At 66.8% G+C, this 20731-nt stretch carries 15 protein-coding genes; 12 read left to right on the forward strand and 3 right to left on the reverse strand.

What is annotated here, in order from left to right:
* The first annotated feature begins 96 nt into the window (after positions 1-96).
* Both NX774_RS09100 and NX774_RS09105 read left to right on the forward strand, forming a co-directional pair.
* Positions 97-753, forward strand: coding sequence for a PEP-CTERM sorting domain-containing protein (locus tag NX774_RS09100; RefSeq protein ID WP_258821856.1), 657 nt, complete (start codon positions 97-99; stop codon positions 751-753).
* Between the two features lie 18 nt (positions 754-771).
* Complete coding sequence (locus NX774_RS09105; RefSeq protein ID WP_258821857.1) at positions 772-2436, forward strand: hypothetical protein; 1665 nt, start codon at positions 772-774, stop codon at positions 2434-2436.
* Between the two features lie 151 nt (positions 2437-2587).
* On the opposite strand, the gene NX774_RS09110 is transcribed toward NX774_RS09105, so the two are convergent.
* A complete protein-coding gene (locus tag NX774_RS09110) occupies positions 2588-5545 on the reverse strand; it encodes a TonB-dependent receptor (RefSeq protein ID WP_258821858.1) in 2958 nt (985 codons plus the stop codon).
* Positions 5546-5878: 333 nt separating this feature from the next.
* On the opposite strand from NX774_RS09110, the gene NX774_RS09115 reads away from it, so the two are divergent.
* The gene (locus NX774_RS09115) at positions 5879-6724 is read left to right on the forward strand and encodes an N-acetylmuramoyl-L-alanine amidase-like domain-containing protein (RefSeq protein ID WP_258821859.1); all 846 of its coding nucleotides are present in this window, start codon (positions 5879-5881) and stop codon (positions 6722-6724) included.
* A gap of 52 nt (positions 6725-6776) precedes the next feature.
* On the opposite strand, the gene NX774_RS09120 is transcribed toward NX774_RS09115, so the two are convergent.
* Together NX774_RS09120 and dnaK are read right to left on the reverse strand one after the other, a co-directional pair.
* Positions 6777-7418, reverse strand: a complete 642-nt coding sequence (locus NX774_RS09120) for a glycoside hydrolase family 19 protein (protein WP_258821860.1) — start codon at positions 7416-7418, stop codon at positions 6777-6779.
* 115 nt (positions 7419-7533) lie between these two features.
* The gene (gene dnaK, locus NX774_RS09125) at positions 7534-9462 is read right to left on the reverse strand and encodes a molecular chaperone DnaK (RefSeq protein ID WP_258821861.1); all 1929 of its coding nucleotides are present in this window, start codon (positions 9460-9462) and stop codon (positions 7534-7536) included.
* Between the two features lie 206 nt (positions 9463-9668).
* On the opposite strand from dnaK, the gene NX774_RS09130 reads away from it, so the two are divergent.
* The 9 genes from NX774_RS09130 (at position 9669) to NX774_RS09170 (ending at position 20630) form a co-directional block, all read left to right on the forward strand.
* A complete protein-coding gene (locus tag NX774_RS09130) occupies positions 9669-10733 on the forward strand; it encodes an MBL fold metallo-hydrolase (RefSeq protein WP_258821862.1) in 1065 nt (354 codons plus the stop codon).
* A 318-nt stretch (positions 10734-11051) separates the two neighbouring features.
* The gene (locus tag NX774_RS09135; RefSeq protein WP_258821863.1) at positions 11052-12941 is read left to right on the forward strand and encodes a polysaccharide biosynthesis protein; all 1890 of its coding nucleotides are present in this window, start codon (positions 11052-11054) and stop codon (positions 12939-12941) included.
* A gap of 30 nt (positions 12942-12971) precedes the next feature.
* Positions 12972-14300, forward strand: coding sequence for a nucleotide sugar dehydrogenase (locus tag NX774_RS09140; protein WP_258821864.1), 1329 nt, complete (start codon positions 12972-12974; stop codon positions 14298-14300).
* 13 nt (positions 14301-14313) lie between these two features.
* Positions 14314-15375 carry a Gfo/Idh/MocA family protein gene (locus tag NX774_RS09145; protein WP_258821865.1) on the forward strand — a complete coding sequence of 354 codons (1062 nt, stop codon included), beginning with the start codon at positions 14314-14316 and terminating at the stop codon, positions 15373-15375.
* 2 nt (positions 15376-15377) lie between these two features.
* Positions 15378-15971: an acyltransferase gene (locus NX774_RS09150; RefSeq protein ID WP_258821866.1), complete on the forward strand. Its 594-nt coding sequence runs from the start codon at positions 15378-15380 to the stop codon at positions 15969-15971.
* Between the two features lie 16 nt (positions 15972-15987).
* Positions 15988-17112: a DegT/DnrJ/EryC1/StrS family aminotransferase gene (locus NX774_RS09155; protein ID WP_258821867.1), complete on the forward strand. Its 1125-nt coding sequence runs from the start codon at positions 15988-15990 to the stop codon at positions 17110-17112.
* A complete protein-coding gene (locus tag NX774_RS09160) occupies positions 17109-18359 on the forward strand; it encodes a lipopolysaccharide biosynthesis protein (RefSeq protein WP_258821868.1) in 1251 nt (416 codons plus the stop codon). Before NX774_RS09155 ends, NX774_RS09160 begins: the two co-directional genes overlap by 4 nt.
* Positions 18356-19624 carry an O-antigen ligase family protein gene (locus tag NX774_RS09165; RefSeq protein ID WP_258821869.1) on the forward strand — a complete coding sequence of 423 codons (1269 nt, stop codon included), beginning with the start codon at positions 18356-18358 and terminating at the stop codon, positions 19622-19624. Before NX774_RS09160 ends, NX774_RS09165 begins: the two co-directional genes overlap by 4 nt.
* On the forward strand, positions 19530-20630 hold the full coding sequence (locus NX774_RS09170; protein WP_258821870.1) for a glycosyltransferase: 1101 nt from the start codon (positions 19530-19532) through the stop codon (positions 20628-20630). Before NX774_RS09165 ends, NX774_RS09170 begins: the two co-directional genes overlap by 95 nt.
* Positions 20631-20731: the final 101 nt, after the last annotated feature.

Raw genomic sequence — 20731 nt, forward strand, 5'->3', positions numbered from 1 at the left:
CGCCTCCCCTCGCGCGGGCCGCTCGGCACGCTTCCTGCCTACTCCTGTTTAATCGTGCCATCACGAGCACGAGACCCTCATCTCTGGAGAGCGTGTATGAATAACCTGAAAGCGTCGATACGCCGTTTCCTCACTTGTGCATCCATCGTTGCCAGCACCGTTCCCGCGCTGGCCGGCGCCGTCCCTGTTTTCGACAACGGTCCGCCGGACCACGCCAGCGCCAACAACATGGGCTTTGCCTGGCAAGCCGACGACTTCACGATCGGCGCCGGCCAGAGCCCGGCCAGCCTGACCTTCTGGAGCCTGGAGGCCAGCGGCGCCTACCGCGGCAGCATTTCGTGGCAGATCCTGAGCGCGCCCGGTGGGTCGATCCTCGGCTCGGGCACCACCAGCAGCGTGACACGCACCAGCACCGGCTCCTACCTGGGGCTGGCGGAATACCGCAACGAGTTCGACTTCGGGACGGTGCCCGGACTTGGCGCCGGGACCTACTGGCTCGTTCTGCACAACGGCGCCTTCAGCAACCTGGGCGACCCCAACGAATTCCTGTGGGAGACCACGGCCGGCAACAGCAGCGCGGTCGGCATGGAGAGCTATGACCTCGGTAAGACCTGGACCCCGAACGGCAACGAGCACGCGTTCGTGATCAGCGCGGTGCCCGAGCCGTCGTCGGTGGCGCTGCTGGCCGGCGGCCTGCTGCTGGCCGGGTGCCTGCGCAAGCGCGAGCAGCGCAGCAAAACGTTCGCACGCTAACGCACGGGAGAACCCGAGATGAAGACTCGTTACGCACACAACCTGCTTCTGGCAACGCTGCTTGCGGCCGGCGCCCATGCGCTGGCCGCGCCTATCGCCGTCACCGAAGCCCAGTTGCCCAAGGCGGACCTGAGCCCGACGCTGGCGTCGATGGCGAAGGCGATGCCGCTGAACGCGGTGGCGGCTCCGCGCCGCGTGGTGCCGCTGCGCCTGATCTCGCCCGCCATGCGCACCCAGGCGCCGCCAACCTCCGCGCGCGGGCAACCGCCGGCATCGAGCCTGACCAGCGGCCAGGGCGCGCTGACACCGGGTGTGTACACCGGCGGGCCGCTGCTGAACATCGACGGCATTGCCTCCGACGGGACAGGCGCGCCGCCGGACCCGAACGGCGCGGTCGGCGAAAGCCAGTACGTCCAGTGGGTGAACACGCGCCTTGCGATCTACAACAAGGCCAATGGCGCACTGCTGCTCGGCCCGATCCCGGGCAACGCCCTGTTCGCCGGCATGACCGGGAGCCCTGGCGCGGACGCCTGCCGCACCAGCAACTGGGGCGACCCGATCGTCCAGTACGACAAGCAGGCCAAGCGCTGGATCCTGACCCAGTTCGCGTGGGACCCGGCCAAGACCGACACCGGACCGTACTACCAGTGCATCGCCGTCTCCACCTCCGCCGACGCGACCGGCAGCTACTACCGCTACGCGTGGGAGATCCGCAATGGCGCGGGCAACATCGTGTTCCCCGACTATCCCAAGGTCGGCGTCTGGCCCGACGCCATCTACTTCACCTGGGTGCTGTTCGAAAGCGCCACGGCCGGCGGCTACCTGGGCCCGCGCGCCTGCGGCGTGGATCGTGCGGCGCTGCTGTCCGGCGGTTCGGCGAGCGCGCGCTGCTATGACTTCGGCACGGCGTATGGCCCGATCCTGCCGTCGGACCTGGACGGCACGGCAGCGCCGCCCGCCGGCAGCCCGAACTACATGCTGACGCTGGACTTCCTGGCCGACGGCACGGGCGACCACCTGTTCATGTGGCGCTTCTCGTTCGCCAACGCCACGGTCGACGGGCCGGTGACGGTGCCGGTGGCGCCGTTCACGATCGCCTGCCCGAGCACCTATGGCGGCCCGTGCGTGCGCCAGCCGGCACCCGGCGAGGCACTTGATGCGCTGGGCGACCGGCTGATGCACCGGCTCGCGTACCGCAACTTTGGCAACCGCGAGGTGCTGGTCGCGAACCATTCGGTGCAGCAGCCGGGCGCGCCCACCGACGGGCCGGTGGGCGTGCGCTGGTACGAGATCCGCAACCCGGCCAGCGACAGCGTGGCGGTGTACCAGCAAGGCACCTGGGCGCCGGATGGCCTGGACCGCTGGATGGGCAGCATCGCGATGGACAGGATGGGCAATATCGCGCTGGGCTACAGTGCGTCCGGCACCAAGACGCCGCCGGGGGTGCGCTACACCGGCCGGCTGCGCAGCGAGCCAATGGGGCGGCTGGAGCCGGAAGCGGTGCTGGTGTCGGGCGGCGGCTCGCAGGTCGATACCTACAACCGCTGGGGCGACTACAGCGCGATGACGATCGACCCGAGCGGCGACTGCAATTTCTGGTACACGCAGGAGTACATCCGTGCGACCGGCTCGTTCAACTGGAGCACGCGCATCGGGGAGTTCAGGTTCAAGAACTGCAAGTAGCAGGCAGGGTGGGCGGCTATGCCGCCCACGCGTCCAAACAAAACATAGGCGGCCACGGCGCCTGCCGGAATTGAACGCGTGGGCGGGAAACCCGCCCACCCTACAAAAAAAGGGGAGCCGAGGCTCCCCTTTTCGTTTGCTGCCGTCTGGCTTAGAACTTGTACTTCAGGTTCAGGTAGAACTGGCGGCCAATCACGTCCAGCTTGGACTGCTCGTCCTCGCTGTAGCGATAGTACGCACGGCGCACGTTGGTCAGGTTGGTCGCGTCGAAGCTCAGCACCAGGTTCGGGGTGAAGCTGTAGCTTGCGTTGAACGCGAGGGTCTTGACCGGTGCGGCCATGGTCGGTGCCGACGGCATCAGGATGCCCTGGATGGTCGTCATGCCCTGGCTGTTCGCGGTCGGCGACGGCGCGGTCGAGCTGTTCACGTACTCGCTGCGGTAGTTCCACACCAGGCGGGCCGACAGCTTGTCGTCCTCGTAGTAGCCGCCCAGGTTGGCTGCGTACTCCGAAGCGCCGACCATCGGACGGCCGTCGTCGACCTTGGTATGGGCCTTGCTGACGTTCGAGGTGATGCCGAAGTTGGTGTTAAACAGCGGCTGCTCGTACGACAGTTCGATACCCGCGATTTTCGCGCCCTGCTGCGAGGAGGTGTTGACCGCATAGACCTTGCCGGCCTTGGACAGCTCGTCCCACAGTTCGACCGTCGCGCCGCCGGTGGTGCCGGTCTTGGCATAGCCGTCGATCTTCGAGTAGAACAGGTCCACGGCCACCAGCGAACGACGCGCGAAGTACCAGGCCCACGATGCGTCCAGGTTTTTGGCGGTCATCGGGTGCAGGTCCGGGTTCGGGCCGTTCACGTGGCAACCCTGGGCATCGCAGGCCGCGCCCGAGAAGCCCACGCCATACATGTTGTAGTTCTGGCGGCTGATGGTCTTGCTCGCGCCGAAGCGGGCGATCATGTCCTTGGACAGCTCGTAGCGGATGTTCAGGCTCGGCAGGAAGTTGTTGAACTTGCGGTCGGTGTGCGCGAAGTAGTACGTATTGCCGGTAAAGCCGTTGAACGGGGTGTTGTCGTAGTACGGCTGCAGGTCGCCGGCGGTGGTGACCGCGCCCGGATAGGCCGCGCACGGGATCGCCGGCTGGCCCGGGGCCGCACGCTCGCACTTGCCCGGCGCGATCGGGGTCGGGATGTCGGCGGTTTCACGGGTCTGCACAAAACGCAGGCCCACGTTGCCGGACCAGCGCTCGCCTTCCAGGTTGGCCATCACGTAGGCGGCCGACTGGCGTTCGCGCACGTGCAGTTCGGAGAACACGCGGCGCTCGAACTCGTCGCTGGTGGGCTTGGTGTTGGCCGCGAAGTAGGCCTTCAGGGTCTCAGGCGTGAAGGTGAAGCCGGTGTTGTCCCAGCCAGCCGGGCCGCCCAGGTCCTTGCCGAAGTCGCCCGGGAAGCCGATGTAGCTGGTCGGGGCGTTGGCGTTGATGTCCTTGGTGTGGTAGGCCGGATAGCGGCGCGCGCTGTCGCGGTGGTGGTCGGCGTAGCGCACACCGGTTTCGATCGACTCGATGAAGCTCTTGTTGACCTTGTACTCGGCGTCCAGCTGCAGGCTGTTTTCCTTGTCGGTGGTCTTGATGCCCGAGATGGTGCGGCCGATCAGCATGTTGCCGCTGCCGTCAGCGTTCATGCCCGGCACGTTGGCGCCAGCGCCGTAGTACTTGATGAACGGTGCCTGGTCGACGGCGCCATACGAGAACGAGGCGCCGGTGCCGAAGCGGGCGTAGGTCAGGCCCTGGTCGGCGTCGGTCTTGCCCACGCCCTGGGTGGTCGAGAACAGGGTCTTGACGGTCAGGTCGTCGTTGACGCGGTACTTGGCGTCCAGGTCGAGGAAGCCGGAAGTGGCGCGCGCGCCGTTACGGTAGAAGCTTTCCGAGTTGCCGATGTACTGCGGCGGCGTGCCGGCCGGGTACATGATGTCGGCGGCCTTGAGCACGCGAATGGTGTCGCCGTACATCGTCTTTTCAGTCACGATGACCGGGTTCTTCAGGGTCGCGTAGACTTGCTGGCCGTTGACGTTGGTGTTGGTGCCGGTGCCGCCGAGCGTGTCGGCTTTGCCCATCAGCATGCTGTAGAACGCGCCGGCGTTCAGGCGTCCGTAGTTGTTGGCGTTCATGCCGGAGTAGAAGCCGGTCATGGTCACGTCCAGGTCCTTGTTCGGCTTGAACTCGAGCGAGAGCATGCCGCCCTTGCGGTCGCGCACGCCTTCGACGAACTCGGTGCTGGCGGTGCCGCGCATGCGCACGCCGTCCAGGTCCTTGGCGGTGTAGCCGCTGCCTTTGAGCGATTCGTCGGTGATGCCCGGCATGTTCTTCAGGTTGATGACGTCATAGCCGCTCGAGAAGCCGTAGGCCAGGGTCGAGGAGGTGTCGCGACGCACGTAGCGCTTTTCGGCAAAGCCCTGGGCGATGAAGCCAAAGGTGCCCGCTTCGTTCTTCCAGTTGACGGTGGCATTCAGGTCCGGGGCGCTCTTGCCCGGCAGGGTGGCGTAGCTCATGCCGGCGCTGACCACGCCCGACAGGCGCTCCTTGGCAGCCAGGGGCTTCCTGGTGGTGACGTTGATGGTGCCGGCCATGCCGCCATCGACGATGTTGGCCTGCGAGGTCTTGTACACCAGGGCCTGGTTCAGGACCGAGGACGGCATCAGCGACAGGCTGGTCGAACGGCTGCTCGAGCCCTGGTCGCCCACGTACCAGTCGCCACCGGAGACGGTGTGGCCGTTGAACAGGATCAGCGACATGTCCGGGTTGGTGCCGCGCATCGAGACCTTTTCGGCCTCGTCGTAGTCGGTGCGCACGGCCACGCCGGCCAGGCGCTGCAGCGAGTCGGCCAGGTTCTTGTCCGGCATCTTGCCCACGTCTTCGGCGGTGATCACCTCGACGTTGGCGGTGGCGTTCTTTTTCACCTCCAGCGATTTGGCCATCGAGGCGCGGATACCGGTCACTTCGACCGTTTGGATCGGGGCTTCCTGGGTCTGGGCCATTGCCGGCATTGCCGACAAGCTCCACAGAGCCAGCGAGACGGCGGCCGCTAGCGGTGTTTGTTTGAACATCATGAATCTCCTGGGTGCGATTTTTTTTGAAAAATTGGCAGGTTCTGCCTGCCGCGCGCACAGTATTGACGAGAATTAACCTTTCACCATAATCACTTGTGCATGTCGGGATATAACCTTGAGGAATGTGGTGAGTGCAGTTGAACATAGGGTTATGGCCCATGCACAAGTTTTCATTGTCAAATTCGGCCCCAGCCGTTAGTTTGTCGTTTTCCAACACTGTTAATTTTCGCCATGCGCCTCGCCTGCCTCCTGCTCGCCTCTGCCGTCCTGTCCGGTTGCGCAACCGCCCCTGCCCCGTCGACTGCGCCAGCGGGTCCGGTAGCGCTGGAGACGGTGCTGCACAAGCAGCTGTACCAGATGACGCCGCGCGAGGCCGGGCGCTACATCGGCTACATCCACCAGGCCGAGCCCGACCTGCGGCACCGCATCGCCGCCATCGGCCGCAAGAACATCGGCCAGCCGTACACGCTCAACCTGCTGGGCGAATTTCCGTACGAGATACACGACAGCCTGCCGATGTTCTCGCTCGATCACAGCGACTGCGTGGTCTTTGCCGAGCACACCTACGCGATGGCGCTGTCGCAGTCGTGGGAGGAATTTTTCTGGATGCTGCAGCGGATCCGCTACCGCGACGGCGTGATCGGCGTGAAGACGCGCAACCACTACACCGAGCTGGACTGGAACGTGCAGAACCGCTGGTTGGTCACCGACGTCAGCGCGCAACTGGCCGGGGCCAATGCGGCGACCTACGACATGACGGTGGACCGCGCCCGGTTCCTGAAAACGCGCCACCACACGGACGCGTCGATCCCGGTCGAGACCAGCCGCCAGTCGTACGTGCCGAAGGAGCGCGTGGTGGAGGTCGCGAGCCAGCTGCAGGAAGGCGACTTCGTCAACGTGATTTCGACCAAAAACGGCGAGTACTGGGCCTCGCACGTGGGCCTGGTGGTGCTGGGGCCGAACGGCGAGCGGCACTTCCTGCATTCGTCCGAGCCGCAGGTGCGCGAGGAGACGTTCGCGTCGTTCATGGCGCGCGCCGCCGAACGCGAGGCGCGCAATGCACGCGAGGGCAAGAACGGGCAGAAGCTGGCCGGCTTCAAGTTCCTGCGGCTGAACGACGACATCGTGGTGCCGCCGATGGCGCCGCAGCCGCGCCCTGTGGCAACGCCGGCGGCGTAAGCGGCAACGGGCCTGCCGGCGTATCGGGCCACGGCGCCAGGCGCCAGCGGGCCTAGCACCAGATCTCGCCGGTGCTGCGGCACCAGGCGTCGCGTTCGGCCAGGCCGTTGTCGGCACCGTTGATGCGGCGCGTCAGCTCCGACAGGTCGCCCGCATCGGCCAGCTGGTTGCAGCCCTTGTCCTGCCAGATGGCGGCGGCCACGTGCACGCACCAGCGCGGGTCGAGCACGGCATCGGGGCGGGCGACAAAATCAGGACTGCCGGCAACGCTCGCGCGCATGGCACGGGTGGCGCGGGCGTAGCTGTCCTTGCCCGTCAGCTGCAACAGGCCGCGGCCGCGGTAGGTGTAGCCATCGTCGGGCGCGCTGTTGCCCATCCGTTTGCCATACACCAGGTTGGCGAGCTTGCGCGGATTGTGTGCGTAGGCCGCCGCGCTCAGCGACGCACCACGTCCGAAGCGAGAGGGCCAGACCGCCCCCAGCCGCGCGGCGCTGTAATCGAGGTTTTCGTACTCCACCGTCAGGGCCTGCGATTCGTGCAGCACCTGGGCCAGGAAGTGCGCGACCCGCTGCGGCGTGGCCGAGATGCCCCAAAGGTCGAGCGCGGCCTGGCCGGTGCGAAACGCCTCGCGGTAGCGCGGCTGCATGCGCGGTGCGAGGCGCACAAGCTGTTCGAGGGTTACGGTGATCGTCATCGCGTGCTCCGGGTCGCCACGTCTTGATGCTAGCCCCCGGTGCCAGGCCCCGCCCTCGTGCAGATCAAAGTCTCCCTTCTCGCCGCCAGCCGTTGCTGCACCGAACCCGCGTGCCCTAGCCTCCCTTGACCTCGCGAAACTCGGCGTCCACCACGTCGTCCTGCTGGCGCCCTGCCCCCGCCCCCTGCTGTTCCGGCTGTTCCTGGCCGGCAGCGGGACCTTGCTGCTGGGCATACATTTTCTCGCCGAGCTTCTGGCTGGCGCTGTTGACCGCGGCGATGCTGCTGTCGATCGCGGCCTTGTCATTGCCCTTGAGGGCCTCGTCCAGCCGCGCCACCGCGTCTTCCAGCGCCTTGCGCTCGCCGGCATCGAGCGCCTGGCCGTGTTCGGCCAGGGTCTTGCGGGTGGCATGCACCAGCGCATCGCCCGTGTTGCGCGCGTCCGCCAGCTCGCGCGCGCGCCGGTCCTCGTCGGCATGGGCGGCGGCGTCGCGCACCATCTTCTCGATCTCGGCCTCGGTAAGGCCCGAGTTGGCCTTGATCGTGATCTGGTTTTCCTTGCCGGTGGCCTTGTCCTTTGCCGAGACGTGCAGGATGCCGTTGGCATCGATGTCGAAGGTGACTTCGATCTGTGGCATCCCGCGCGGCGCGGGCGCAATGCCCATCAGGTTGAATTCGCCCAGCAGCTTGTTGCCAGCAACCATTTCCCGTTCGCCCTGCGCGACCTTGATCGTGACCGCCGGCTGGTTGTCGTCCGCGGTCGAAAACATCTGGGTATGCCGGGTCGGGATCGTGGTGTTCTTTGGGATCATTTTGGTCATCACGCCGCCCAGGGTCTCGATGCCAAGCGAGAGCGGGGTCACGTCCATCAGCAGCACGTCGGTGCGCTCGCCGGCCAGCACCGAGCCCTGGATCGCTGCGCCCACCGCCACCGCCTCGTCGGGATTGACGTCCTTGCGCGGTTCCTTGCCGAAGAAGGCGCGCACCTTTTCCTGCACCATGGGCATGCGCGTCATGCCGCCGACCAGGATCACGTCGCCGACCTGTTCAGGCTGGATGCCTGCATCCTTGAGCGCGGTGCGGCACGGCTCGATGGTGCGCTCGACCAGGTCCTCGACCAGCGATTCGAGCTTGGCGCGGGTGATGCGCAGGTTCATGTGGGCGGGCGCGCCCCCGGCCATGGCGATGTAGGGCTCGTTGATTTCGGTCTGCTGGGTCGAGGACAGTTCGATCTTGGCGCGCTCGGCCGCGCTCTTGATGCGCTGCAGGGCAATCGGGTCCTTGCCCAGGTCGATGCCGCTGGTTTTTTTGAATTCGCCAATGATGTAGTCGACGATGCGCTGGTCGAAATCCTCGCCGCCGAGGAAGGTGTCGCCGTTGGTCGAGAGTACTTCGAACTGCTTTTCCCCCTCCACGTCGGCAATCTCGATGATCGAGATGTCGAAGGTGCCGCCGCCCAGGTCGTACACCGCGATGCGTCGCTCGCCCTGCCCGGCCTTGTCCAGGCCGAATGCGAGCGCGGCGGCGGTGGGCTCGTTGATGATGCGCCTGACCTCGAGCCCGGCGATGCGCCCGGCGTCCTTGGTGGCCTGGCGCTGGGCATCGTTGAAATAGGCAGGTACGGTGATCACCGCGTCGGAGACCGGCTCGCCCAGGTAGTCCTCGGCCGTCTTCTTCATCTTGCGCAGCACTTCGGCCGACACCTGCTGGGGCGCCAGCTTGCGCCCCGCCACCTCGATCCAGGCGTCGGCGTTGTCGGCGCGGATGATCTTGTAGGGCATCAGGTGGATGTCCTTCTGGACCTCGGGATCGTCGAACTTGCGGCCGATCAGGCGCTTGACCGCGTACAGCGTGTGCTGCGGATTGGTGACCGCCTGGCGCTTGGCGGGCGCGCCAACCAGGATTTCGCCGCTGTCCTGGTAGGCCACGATCGAGGGCGTGGTGCGCGCGCCCTCCGCGTTTTCAATCACCTTGGCCTGCCCGCCTTCCATCACGGCCACGCAGGAATTGGTGGTGCCAAGGTCGATGCCGATGATCTTGCTCATGCGTTCCTCCCCACTTCGAAAAGACCGCAACGATTCCGGCTGTCACGGCTGCAGCAATAGACAACGCGCAGCGCAAAAGGCTCCCCGGCCGCGCAGGTTTATTGGGGATGGATCAAGGGTTGTTGAACTGAAGAGCAGGCGCGCACTCCAACGGGTCAGCCGTGCGTGTTTCGCACCAGGCCGCCAGACCAGTCCAAGGACCCTCCATGCACCTGCCCGCGCTTGTCCTGCTCCGGACCCTGCTCATCCCATGGGTGGGCGCGGCCGCGCTGCTGGCCGCGCCATGGACCGCGGCGCGGGCACAGGAGCCGGACGAATACATCCTGACCCTGCCGTCCGGCCCGGCGGCGCCCGCGCAAGGCGGCTCGGTGCGCTTCATCGGCAACGCCACCGTGCTGATCGAGTACCAGGGCCTGGCGATCCTGACCGATCCCAACTTCCTGCCGCGCGGCTCCTTCGTGCGCCTCGGGTACGGCCTGCGCTCCGAGCGCCTGGCCAGCCCGGCCATCGGCATCGACGCGCTGCCGCCAGTGGACCTGGTGGTGCTCACCCACCTGCACGAGGACCACTTCGACTGGCTGGTCCAGCAGCGGCTGCGGCGCGACGTGCCCATCGTGACCACCAGCGAGGCGGCGCCGCAGCTCGAGGAGCTCGGCTTCACCCAGCACTACGGGCTGGCCGCGTGGGATTCGCTGACGGTGCGCAAGGGCGAGGCCAGGCTGCGCATCACGGCGCTCCCGGCGCGCCACGGGCCGCGTGCGCTGGCCTGGCTGCTGCCCGAGGTGATGGGCGCGCTGCTGGACTTCGGCCCCGGCGCGTTCGGCCCCGGCTATCGCATGTACATCACCGGCGACACGGTGCTGTTCGACGAGCTGGCGCAGATCGGCCAGCGCTTTCCCGACATCGACCTGGCGCTGCTGCACCTGGGCGGCATGCGTCTTGCCGGCCCGTTCAAGCTGTCGATGGATGGCGAGGACGGCGCCCGCCTGCTCCAGCTGACTGGCGCGCGCCGCGCGATCCCGTTGCATTTCTCCGACTACGACATGTTCCATTCACCGCTGGCCGACTTTCAGCGCGCCACCGGGGCGGCCGGGCTGGACGGGCGCGTGATCTATCTGGAGCGCGGCGACACCTACACCCTGCCGCTGGAGAGAGCACAGGGCCAAACCGGGCAGCGCCCGCCGGCCGGATATTCCCGTTTTGAAATGAAAAATGGAAATAAAAACGCCATTTCTATTTCCGATATTCATTTCCAAAAAATAATGAATTAGCTGAGCAGATTTAATTCACTACTCGCCGTTGAGCGTTGTCAAACTCACCATTCGTAGCGGACACGATAATAAACTTACTCAGCAATAAGAACTCGAATTCAGCCATTTAATTTAATTCAATTCGGAAAATAAAAACAGGCAATAAAAAAGACCTTAGCGCTTCAAAATCAGGCACTTAGAGCAGCGCGCCGTACAAGCATTCACGCCGACGAAACCAAATCGAGCAGCATCAAGGCCATGTCCATGCTAAATGAGAATGTCGTCAGTCAGTTTTGCGCCGGAATGGTGTCCCTGCATCGGACCACGAAAATCGCCTTGATGGTGGTGATCGACTTGCTAGCGCTGCCATTTTGTTTTTTGATTGCCATGCTGCTGCGCGGCGGCGATTTGAAACTGGCCATGCATTACGGCCCCGCCTCGTACGTGCTGGTGGCGGTGGTGACGATTGCCGCCCTGTCCATGTCCGACCTGTACCGGGCCGTGATCCGCTTCATCGACCAGCGCCTGCTGTCGGTCACCGGCCTGGCATTGGCGGTGGCGGTGCTGTGCGCCTACGTCGTGCTGTTTGCGATCAACGACGAGATGTTCCCGCGCAGCGCGCTGGCAATCTACTGGTTCATCGTATTCTCGTACGTGGTCACCTCGCGCATCGGCATGCGCAACTTCCTGCGCAACCACAGCACGCGCCGGCGCCCGGTCTCGGACACGGTCGCCATCTACGGTGCCGGCGAGGCCGGGGCGCAGCTGGCCCAGACCATGCGCAACAGCGGCGAATACCGCCCTGTCTGCTTTTTCGACGACAAGCATGTACTGAACGACCGGACCATCGCCGGCCTGCGCGTGTTCCACACCGACCGGCTGGTCGAACTGGTGCAGGCGCACAACATCCGCACCGTCGTCATCGCCATCCCGTCGGTCTCGCCCGAGCGGCTGCGCGACATCATGCAGCGCCTCGGCCAGGCCGGGGTCTCGACCAAGATCCTCAGCCGCCTGGTGGACCTGGCCGACGACAAGGCCACCCCGCGCGACTCGATCCGCGAGCTCAAGTTCGAAGACCTGCTCGGGCGCGCGCCGGTGCCGCCGCGGGTGGACCTGTTCGCGCGCTGCGTGCGCGGCAAGCAGGTGCTGGTCACGGGCGCCGGCGGCTCCATCGGCAGCGAACTGTGCCGGCAGATCGCCACGCTCGGCCCGGCCTGCCTGCACCTACTCGACCATTCCGAATACGCGCTCTACACGATCCGCCAGGAGCTGGCCACCCGCTTCCCGGAACTGGCCGCCGAGGCGCACCTGGGCTCGGTGTGCAACGCCGACCTGGTCGCGCGCATCCTGCACGACGGCGCGGTCCAGACCATCTACCACGCGGCCGCCTACAAGCATGTGCCGCTGGTCGAGGCCAACATCGTCGAGGGCCTGCGCAACAACGTGCTCGGCGCCCAGGTGGTTGCCGAGGCCGCCGCCCGGGCGCGGGTCGAGACCTGCGTGCTGATCTCGAGCGACAAGGCGGTGCGCCCCACCAACATCATGGGCGCGAGCAAGCGCATCGCCGAACTGATCTTCCAGGCTGCGGCGGCCCGGCACGGCGCCCACACCACCTTTTGCATGGTGCGCTTTGGCAACGTGCTCGGCTCATCCGGGTCGGTGATCCCGCTGTTCCAGCGCCAGATCGCGCGCGGCGGCCCGCTCACCATCACCCATCCGGAGGTGTCGCGCTACTTCATGCTGATCCCCGAGGCGGCCCAGCTGGTGATCCAGGCCGGCGCCATGGCCAAGGGCGGCGACGTGTTCGTGCTCGACATGGGCGAGCCGGTCCGGATCCTCGACCTGGCGCGCACCATGATCGCAATGACCGGGCTGACGGAAAAGACGCCGCAGAACCCGGGCGGCGAGATCGAGATCAAGTTCGTCGGCCTGTTCCCGGGCGAAAAGCTGCATGAGGAGCTGCTGACCGAGGGCGTGGTGTTCCCCAGCGAGCACCCACGCATCATGCGGATGAAGGAAAACGCGCTGCGCCCGTCGGTGCTGGAGACCTGCATCACCTGCCTGATGATGGCCTGCGACACCCACGAGCGCGCCATGATCGAGTCGATGGTCAAGGCCATCGTCACCGAATACACGCCCCAGCAGGCCGCCCCGGCCACAGCGCCAGCGCCGGTACTGGCCGTACCCGAGCCCGGCCTGATCAAGAAATTCGTGCCGTTTCGCATCTAGCGGCGGCTTCCACCCCACCAGAGGACAACTATGCGCGACGAACACCAATCAGCCCACCTGGAGCAGCTGACCGCCAAGCTGCGCGACCGCAGCGCCATCATCGGCATCATCGGCCTGGGTTACGTCGGCCTGCCGCTGACCTTGCGCTATGCCGCGGTCGGGTTCAAGGTGCTGGGGATCGACATCGACAGCGCCAAGGTCGACAAGCTGAACGCGGGCGCCAGCTACATCAACCACATTTCCGCCGCCGACATCGCGCGCGCGCGTGCCAACGGCTTCGAGGCCACCACCGACTTTTCCCGCGCCGGCGAGCCGGACGCCCTGATCATCTGCGTGCCGACCCCGCTCAACCCCTACCGCGAGCCGGACCTGTCGTTCGTGCTCGACACCACCGACGCGCTGCTGCCCTACATGCGGCCCGGCCAGGTGGTCTCGCTCGAGAGCACCACCTACCCCGGCACCACCGAGGAGGAATTGCGTCCGCGGCTGGAGTCGCGCGGCTTCGAGGTCGGGCGCGAGGTCTTCCTGGTGTTCTCGCCCGAGCGCGAAGACCCGGGCAACCCCAATTTCGAGACGCGCACCATCCCCAAGGTCTGCGGCGGCTCGACCGCGGCCTGCCTGGAGGCCGGGCTGGCCCTGTACGGCCCGGCGATCGACCGCGTGGTGCCGGTCAGCTCGACCCGCGCCGCCGAACTGACCAAGCTGCTCGAGAACATCCACCGGGCGGTCAATATCGGCCTGGTCAACGAGATGAAGATCATCGCCGACAAGATGCAGATCGACATCCACGAGGTGATCCGCGCCGCCGCCACCAAGCCGTTCGGCTTCACCCCCTACTATCCCGGCCCGGGCCTGGGCGGGCACTGCATCCCGATCGACCCGTTCTACCTGACCTGGAAGGCACGCCAGTACGGCCTGCATACCCGCTTCATCGAACTGGCCGGCGAGATCAACAGCGACATGCCGCACTGGGTGGTCGGCAAGGTGTCCGACGCGCTCAACCAGCGCGGGCGCAGCGTGATGGGCAGCCGCGTGCTGGTGCTGGGCATCGCCTACAAGAAGGATGTCGAGGACATGCGCGAGTCGCCCTCGGTCGAGCTGATGGAGCTGCTGCGCGACAAAGGCGCACACGTCGACTACGCGGACCCGCACGTGCCGGTGTTCCCGCGCATGCGCGAGCACCGCTTCGACCTGTCGAGCGTGGCGCTGACGCCGCAGTCGATCGCCTCTTACGACGTGGTGCTGCTGGCCACCGCCCACAGCGGCTTCGATTACGAGCTGATCCGCAAGTACGCGAACCTGATCGTCGACACCCGCGGCGTCTACCTCGAGCGCCAGCCGAACGTCGTCAAGGCCTGAACCGGAGAGCCCCATGCGCAACTACCCCCCTGCCATTACGGACCGCAAGATCCGTTTCGCCCTGGTCGGCTGCGGCCGCATCTCGAAAAACCACATCGGCGCGCTGCGCCAGCACGCCGAGCGCGCCGAGCTGGCCGGCGTGTGCGACATCGACCCGCGGGCGCTGGCGGCGGCGGCCGGCGAAACCGGGGCCGAGGCCTATGCCAGCCTGGAGGCCATGCTGGCCAAATGCGACGCCGACGCCTTCATCGTCGCCACCCCGTCCGGCCTGCATCCCGAGCAGGCGATCCAGATCGCGCGCGCCGGCCGCCATGTGATCACCGAAAAGCCGATGGCCACGCGCTGGGAGGATGGCAAGCGCATGGTCGCGGCGGCCGACGCAGCCGGGGTGCGCCTGTTCGTGGTCAAGCAAAACCGCCGCAACGCCACCTTGCAGCTGCTCAAGAGTGCCGTCGAGAAAAAGCGCTTCGGCCGCATCTACATGGTCAACCTGAACGTGTTCTGGACCCGCCCGCCCGAGTACTACGCCAGCGCCAAGTGGCGCGGCACCTGGGAATTCGACGGCGGCGCGTTCATGAACCAGGCCAGCCACTACGTGGACCTGCTCGACTGGATCATCGGCCCCGTCGAAAGCCTGCAGGCCTACACCGCCACCCTGGCGCGCGACATCGAGGTCGAGGACACGGGCGTGCTCAGCCTGCGCTGGCGCAACGGCGCGCTCGGCTCGATGAACGTGACCATGCTGACCTACCCGCGCAACCTGGAAGGGTCGATCACCGTGCTCGGCGAGCACGGCACCGTGCGCATCGGCGGCGTCGCCGTCAACGAAGTGCTGCAGTGGGAATTTGCCGCCCCCGACCCGGACGACGACAAGGTGGGCGATGCCAGCTACCAGACCACCTCGGTCTATGGCTTTGGCCACCCGCTCTATTACGACAACGTCATCAAGGTGCTGCGCGGCGAGGCCGAGCCCGAGACCGACGGCCGCGAAGGGCTCAAGTCGCTCGAGGTGCTGATTGCCGCCTACAAATCGGCGCGCGACGGCAAGCGTGTGGCGCTGCCGCTGGAGTACTGAGCATGGCGGCCACGATCCACCCATCGGCCATCGTCGACGAGGGCGCCCGGCTCGGCGACGGCACGCACGTCTGGCACTTTGCCCACGTCTGCGCCGGCGCGCGCATCGGACGGGCCTGCTCGCTTGGCCAGAACGTGTTCGTCGGCAACGACGTGCGCATCGGCGACAAGGTCAAGATCCAGAACAATGTCTCCGTGTACGACGCCGTGACCCTCGAAGACGAGGTGTTCTGCGGGCCCAGCATGGTGTTCACCAACGTCTACAACCCGCGCGCCGCCGTCGTGCGCAAGGACGAGTACCGGCGCACCCTGGTGCGGCGCGGCGCCACCATCGGGGCCAATGCCACCATCGTCTGCGGCGTCACCATTGGCGAGTACGCGTTCATCGCCGCCGGTGCCGTGGTCAACCGCGACGTGCCCGCGTTCGCCCTGATGGCCGGGGTCCCGGCGCGCCAGATCGGCTGGATCAGCCGTTTTGGCGAGCGCCTGCCGTTACCGCTGTCCGGCGCCGCCCAGGCCGTCTGCCCGCATACCGGCGACACCTACCTGCTCGAGCGCGGCGCCTGCACGCTGCTGCCCGCCACCTCCCAACGCTGACTCTTTCCGACCGATCATGGAATTCATCGACCTCAAAGCGCAATACCAAGCCTCGCGCGAGCTGATCAACGCACGCATCCAGGCCGTGCTCGACCACGGCCAGTACATCATGGGGCCCGAGGTGGCCGAACTGGAGTCGGCGCTGGCGGCCTGCACCGGCGCGCGCCATTGCGTGACCGTCTCGTCCGGCACCGAGGCCTTGCTGATCGCCCTGATGGCGCTTGGTGTCGGTCCCGGCGACGAGGTGATCACCACCCCGTTCTCGTTCATCGCCACCGCCGAAGCGATCGTCCTGCTGGGCGCCCGGCCGGTGTTCGCCGACATCAACCCGGCCACCTGCAACATCGACCCCGGCCTGATCGAGGCCCTGGTCACGCCGCGCACCCGCGCCATCATGCCGGTGTCGCTGTACGGCCAGCCGGCCGACATGGACGAGATCAACGCCATCGCCCTGCGCCATGGCCTGCCCGTGATCGAGGACGCCGCGCAAAGCTTCGGCGCCACCTACCGCGGCAAAAAGAGCTGCAACCTGTCCACCAGCGGCTGCACCAGCTTTTTCCCCAGCAAGCCGCTCGGCTGCTATGGCGACGGCGGCGCGCTGTTCACCAGCGACGATGCGCTGGCCGCCGCGGCGCGCGAAATCCGCGTGCACGGCCAGTCGCGCCGCTATGTGCACACCCGCGTTGGCGTCGGTGGCCGCATGGACACGCTGCAGTGCGCGGTCGTCCTGGCCAAGCTGGACCGTTTCGAATGGGAGCTCGGGCAGCGCCAGCGCGCCGCCGCCAGCTATGACGCGCTGCTGTCCGGGCGCGTGCAGCTGGTGGGCCACGCGCGCGACCGCAGCAGCGCCTGGGCCCAATACACGGTGGTGCTCGACGAGCGCGACCGGGTACAGGCCGAGCTGCATGCGCAAGGCATCCCGACGGCGGTCCACTACCCGGTGCCCATGCACCTGCAGCCGGCCTACGCCCACTTGTCGCGCCCCGACGCCTGCCCGGTTGCGCTGGAGATGGCAGGCCGGGTCATGAGCCTGCCGATGGGGCCCTACCTGGACGACGCCGGCGCGCGCAAGGTGGCGCTGGCGGTACTGAGCGCCTGCGGCGTCGCGCTGCCAGCTGCCGGGGAACCCGCCGCCGTATGAAAGCAGCGCTGCCGACGTTCTGGAAGCATGTGATCACGGTGCTGGGCGGCACCCTTGGGGCCCAGGCCCTGCCGCTGGCGGTCGCCCCCTTGATCACGCGCTTGTGTACGCCCGCAGAAATGGGGGCCTTCAGCCTGTGGCTCGGCGTCGTCGCCGTGGCGGCCGTCACCGCCACGCTGCGCATGGAAACCGCAATGATCCTGGACCACGAGCCCGAGCAGCAGCGCACCTGCTTCCGGGTCGTGTTCTACAGCGCCACCGTCACCGCGCTGCTGGTCACTTCCGGCGCGCTGGCCGCGCGCAGCCTCGGCATCCACGCACTCGGTCGGCTGTCGCTCACCGCCCTGTTCACCCTGGGCCTGGGTACCTGGCTGACCGCCGCGATGCAGACCACCCTCGCCTACGCAACCTCGCACGGCGCCTTCGGCAAGGCGGCGCACGCCAAGATCTGGGGCGCCGGCACGATCGCGGTCGGCCAACTGGTGCTGCTGTACCTGGGCGGCGGCGAGCTGGCCCTGCTCGGCGGCCAGCTCCTGGGCCTTGCGGCCGGCCTGGCCGCCGCGCGCTTGCAGCTCAAGCCGCCGCGCGCGCCGATCGGCCTGCGCCTGGACCGCGCCCAGCGCGCCTATCTCGTGCGGCACCGCGACTTCTGGCGCTTTTCGCTGCCGGGCAACCTGCTCAACGCCATGGTCAGCCAGCTGCCGCTGTTCCTGATCGGGCTGCGCCACGGCGCCTACGCCGCCGGCCTGTTCGCGCTGACCCAGCGCGTGCTGTACGCCCCGGTCGCGCTGCTGGCCGCCTCGGTGCTCGAAGTATTCAAGCGCCAGTCGGTGGAAGAATTCAAAACCGTCGGTAACTGCGCCAACGCCTACCGCTACACCTTCAAGATCCTGCTCGCGCTCGGGCTGGGCCCGTCGCTGGTCCTGTTCCTGTTTTCGCCGATGCTGTTTGCCTGGATCTTCGGCGAGTCGTGGCGCGCCGCCGGCGAACTGGCCCGCATCCTGGCCCCGCTGTACTTCCTCAACTTTATCGCCAGTCCGCTCAGCTATGTGTTTTTCGTGGCAGGCAAGCAAAAGGTCGACCTGGTGTGGCAGGTGGCGCTGTTCCTGATGACCGTCAGCGCCTTCCTGGCCCCGGGCAGCCTGCACCAAAACGTACTCTGGTACACGCTCGGCTACTCGCTGCTCTACCTGGTCTACCTTCACCTGTCGTGGCTGTACTCGCAAAACCGGATGGTGCCCGCATGAGACCGATCGCCGCCAGCCGCAACCGCCTCGAGCAGACCGTGCTCGGCGCCGCCTTCTTCCTGCTGTTCCCCGGCTTTTTTTATTACCACACGCTGCTGGGAACCGGCACCACCGGGGCCTTCCTCGGCGGCTACTTCGCGCCCATCTCGCTCCTGTTCGCGCTGCCGGTGGCCTTCATCTACCTGGGACGCGTGCGGCGCGACCCGCGCGAGCTGGGCCTGGTGGACCTGCACTTCGGCCTGTACCTGTGCTATTTCGCGGCCGTGGTGGTGCTCAACGCCGCCACCGGCGCCAACCGCGTGATCGCGGCCAACCACATTCTCCAGATCCACTTCCTGGTCAACATCTTCATCATCTTCAAGTACCTCGACTTCGAACAGCGCCGCTTTCGCCTGCTCGGCCTGGCCGCGCTGGCCGCAATGACGGGGATCGCGGTGGCCTTCTCGGTGGACGGGGTGTTCTACCTCGGCGCACTGGGCATTGCCAAGGATGCCGACAGCCTGGCCACCTACCAGGGTTTTTCGCGCTCCTACCTGTTCACCTACCTGGCGGTGATCGCCTACACCCGGCCGCTGGCGCTGCGGCTGCTGCTGCACGTCACCGGCGCCGTCACCCTGTTCCTCAATACCGCGCGCAGCGAGTTCGTCGCCCTGCTGTTCATGGTGCCGATCATCGAGTTCTACTACTCGCGCTACAAGCTCGCGCTGATTTTGGTCGCCATCGCCACCCTGGTCGTGGCCAATCTCTACTTCGACCAGGTGCTGGCCGCGCTACCCGACAACCGCATCCTCGAACTGCTCGACCTGTCGCAATCGACCTCGGCCAACAAGCGCCACCACCTGACCGTGCACGCGCTGCAAACCATTGCGGCCCACCCGTTGCTGGGCGATTACGCCAGCTACGAGCCGGGCTATTACTCGCACAACATCCTGTCCGCCTGGGTCGACCTCGGCCTGTTCGGGCTGGTCTACCTGAGCGCGCTGATGGTGCTGCCGGCGCTGCCGATGTTCGTGCGCGAGTTCTTCGCCTCGCGTCGCTGCGGCAGCTTCATGCTCGGCTTCGGGCTGGCCTGCACCACCATCCTGCTGTTGCTGACCTCGCACTACTTCACCGACATGCTGATCGGCGCCACCCTCGGTGCCTATTCGAAGTACATGTATGAGAGGAAATATGGCAAAGATCGCGCACCTGACCTCGGCCCATCCGCGGCACGACACCCGGATCTTCGTCAAGCAGTGCCGCACCTTGGCCGAGCATGGCCATGAGGTGCACCTGGTCGTGGCTGACGGCGCCGGCGCCGCACGCGACGACGGCGTGCGCATCCTCGACGTCGGCCGCCTGCCCGGGCGCGTGAACCGGATGCTGCGCACCACCACCCGCGTGCTGGCGGCCGCGCGCGCGCTCGACGCCGACGTCTACCAGCTGCACGACCCGGAACTGATCCCGATCGGGCTGCGCCTGAAGCAGCTGGGCAAGAAAGTGGTGTTCGACGCGCACGAGGACGTGCCGGCCCAGCTGTTGGCCAAGCCCTACCTGGGCCAGCTGTCCGGGCGCGTGCTGTCGCACTCGTTCGGCGCCTACGAGCGCTACGCCTGCCGCCGCTTCGACGGGATCATCGCCGCGACCCCGTTCATCCGCGACAAGTTCTTGCGCATCAACCGCGCCACCGTGGACGTCAACAACTTCCCCTTGCTGCACGAATTCGACGCCCCCGCCGCCTGGAGCGGCAAACAAGCCGAAGTCTGCTACGTCGGCGGCATCTCCGCGATCCGCGGCATCCGCGAACTGGTGCGCGCCTGCGCCCTGCTGCGCTCGCCCGCCCGACTGGCGCTGGCCGGGGCCTTCGCCGAGCCGGCGCTCGAACGCGAGGTGACCGCCTACCCCGGCTGGCAGCGCGTCGTTGCGCACGGCCACCTCGACCGCGCTGGTGTACGCCACGTCATGGGGCGTGCGGTCGCCGGACTGGTCACCCTGCACCCGGTCGTCAACTACCTCGACGCGCTGCCGGTCAAGATGTTCGAGTACATGGCCGCCGGCATCCCGGTGATCGCATCCCGCTTTCCGCTGTGGCGCGAGATCGTCGAAGGCGCCGCCTGCGGCGTGTGCGTCGATCCCGGCGACCCGGCCGCCATCGCGGCCGCGATCGACCATTTCGTCTTGCATCCGGAGCTGGCCATGCGCATGGGCGAGAACGGCCGCCGCGCCGTGCTCGACAAGTACAACTGGCAACCCGAGTCGCGCAAGCTGGTGGACTTCTATGCCCACATCTGATACCGCGGGCCCGCCGCCGCAAGCGCGCAACGACGCGGCTGCCGTCACCCGGCCGCGCGCGCAGGAAGGCTTAAGGAACTTCAAACAGCGGCGTGGCGTGA

The organism is Massilia agilis, from assembly GCF_024756255.1.
Taxonomy (GTDB): Bacteria; Pseudomonadota; Gammaproteobacteria; order Burkholderiales; family Burkholderiaceae_D; genus Telluria; species Telluria agilis.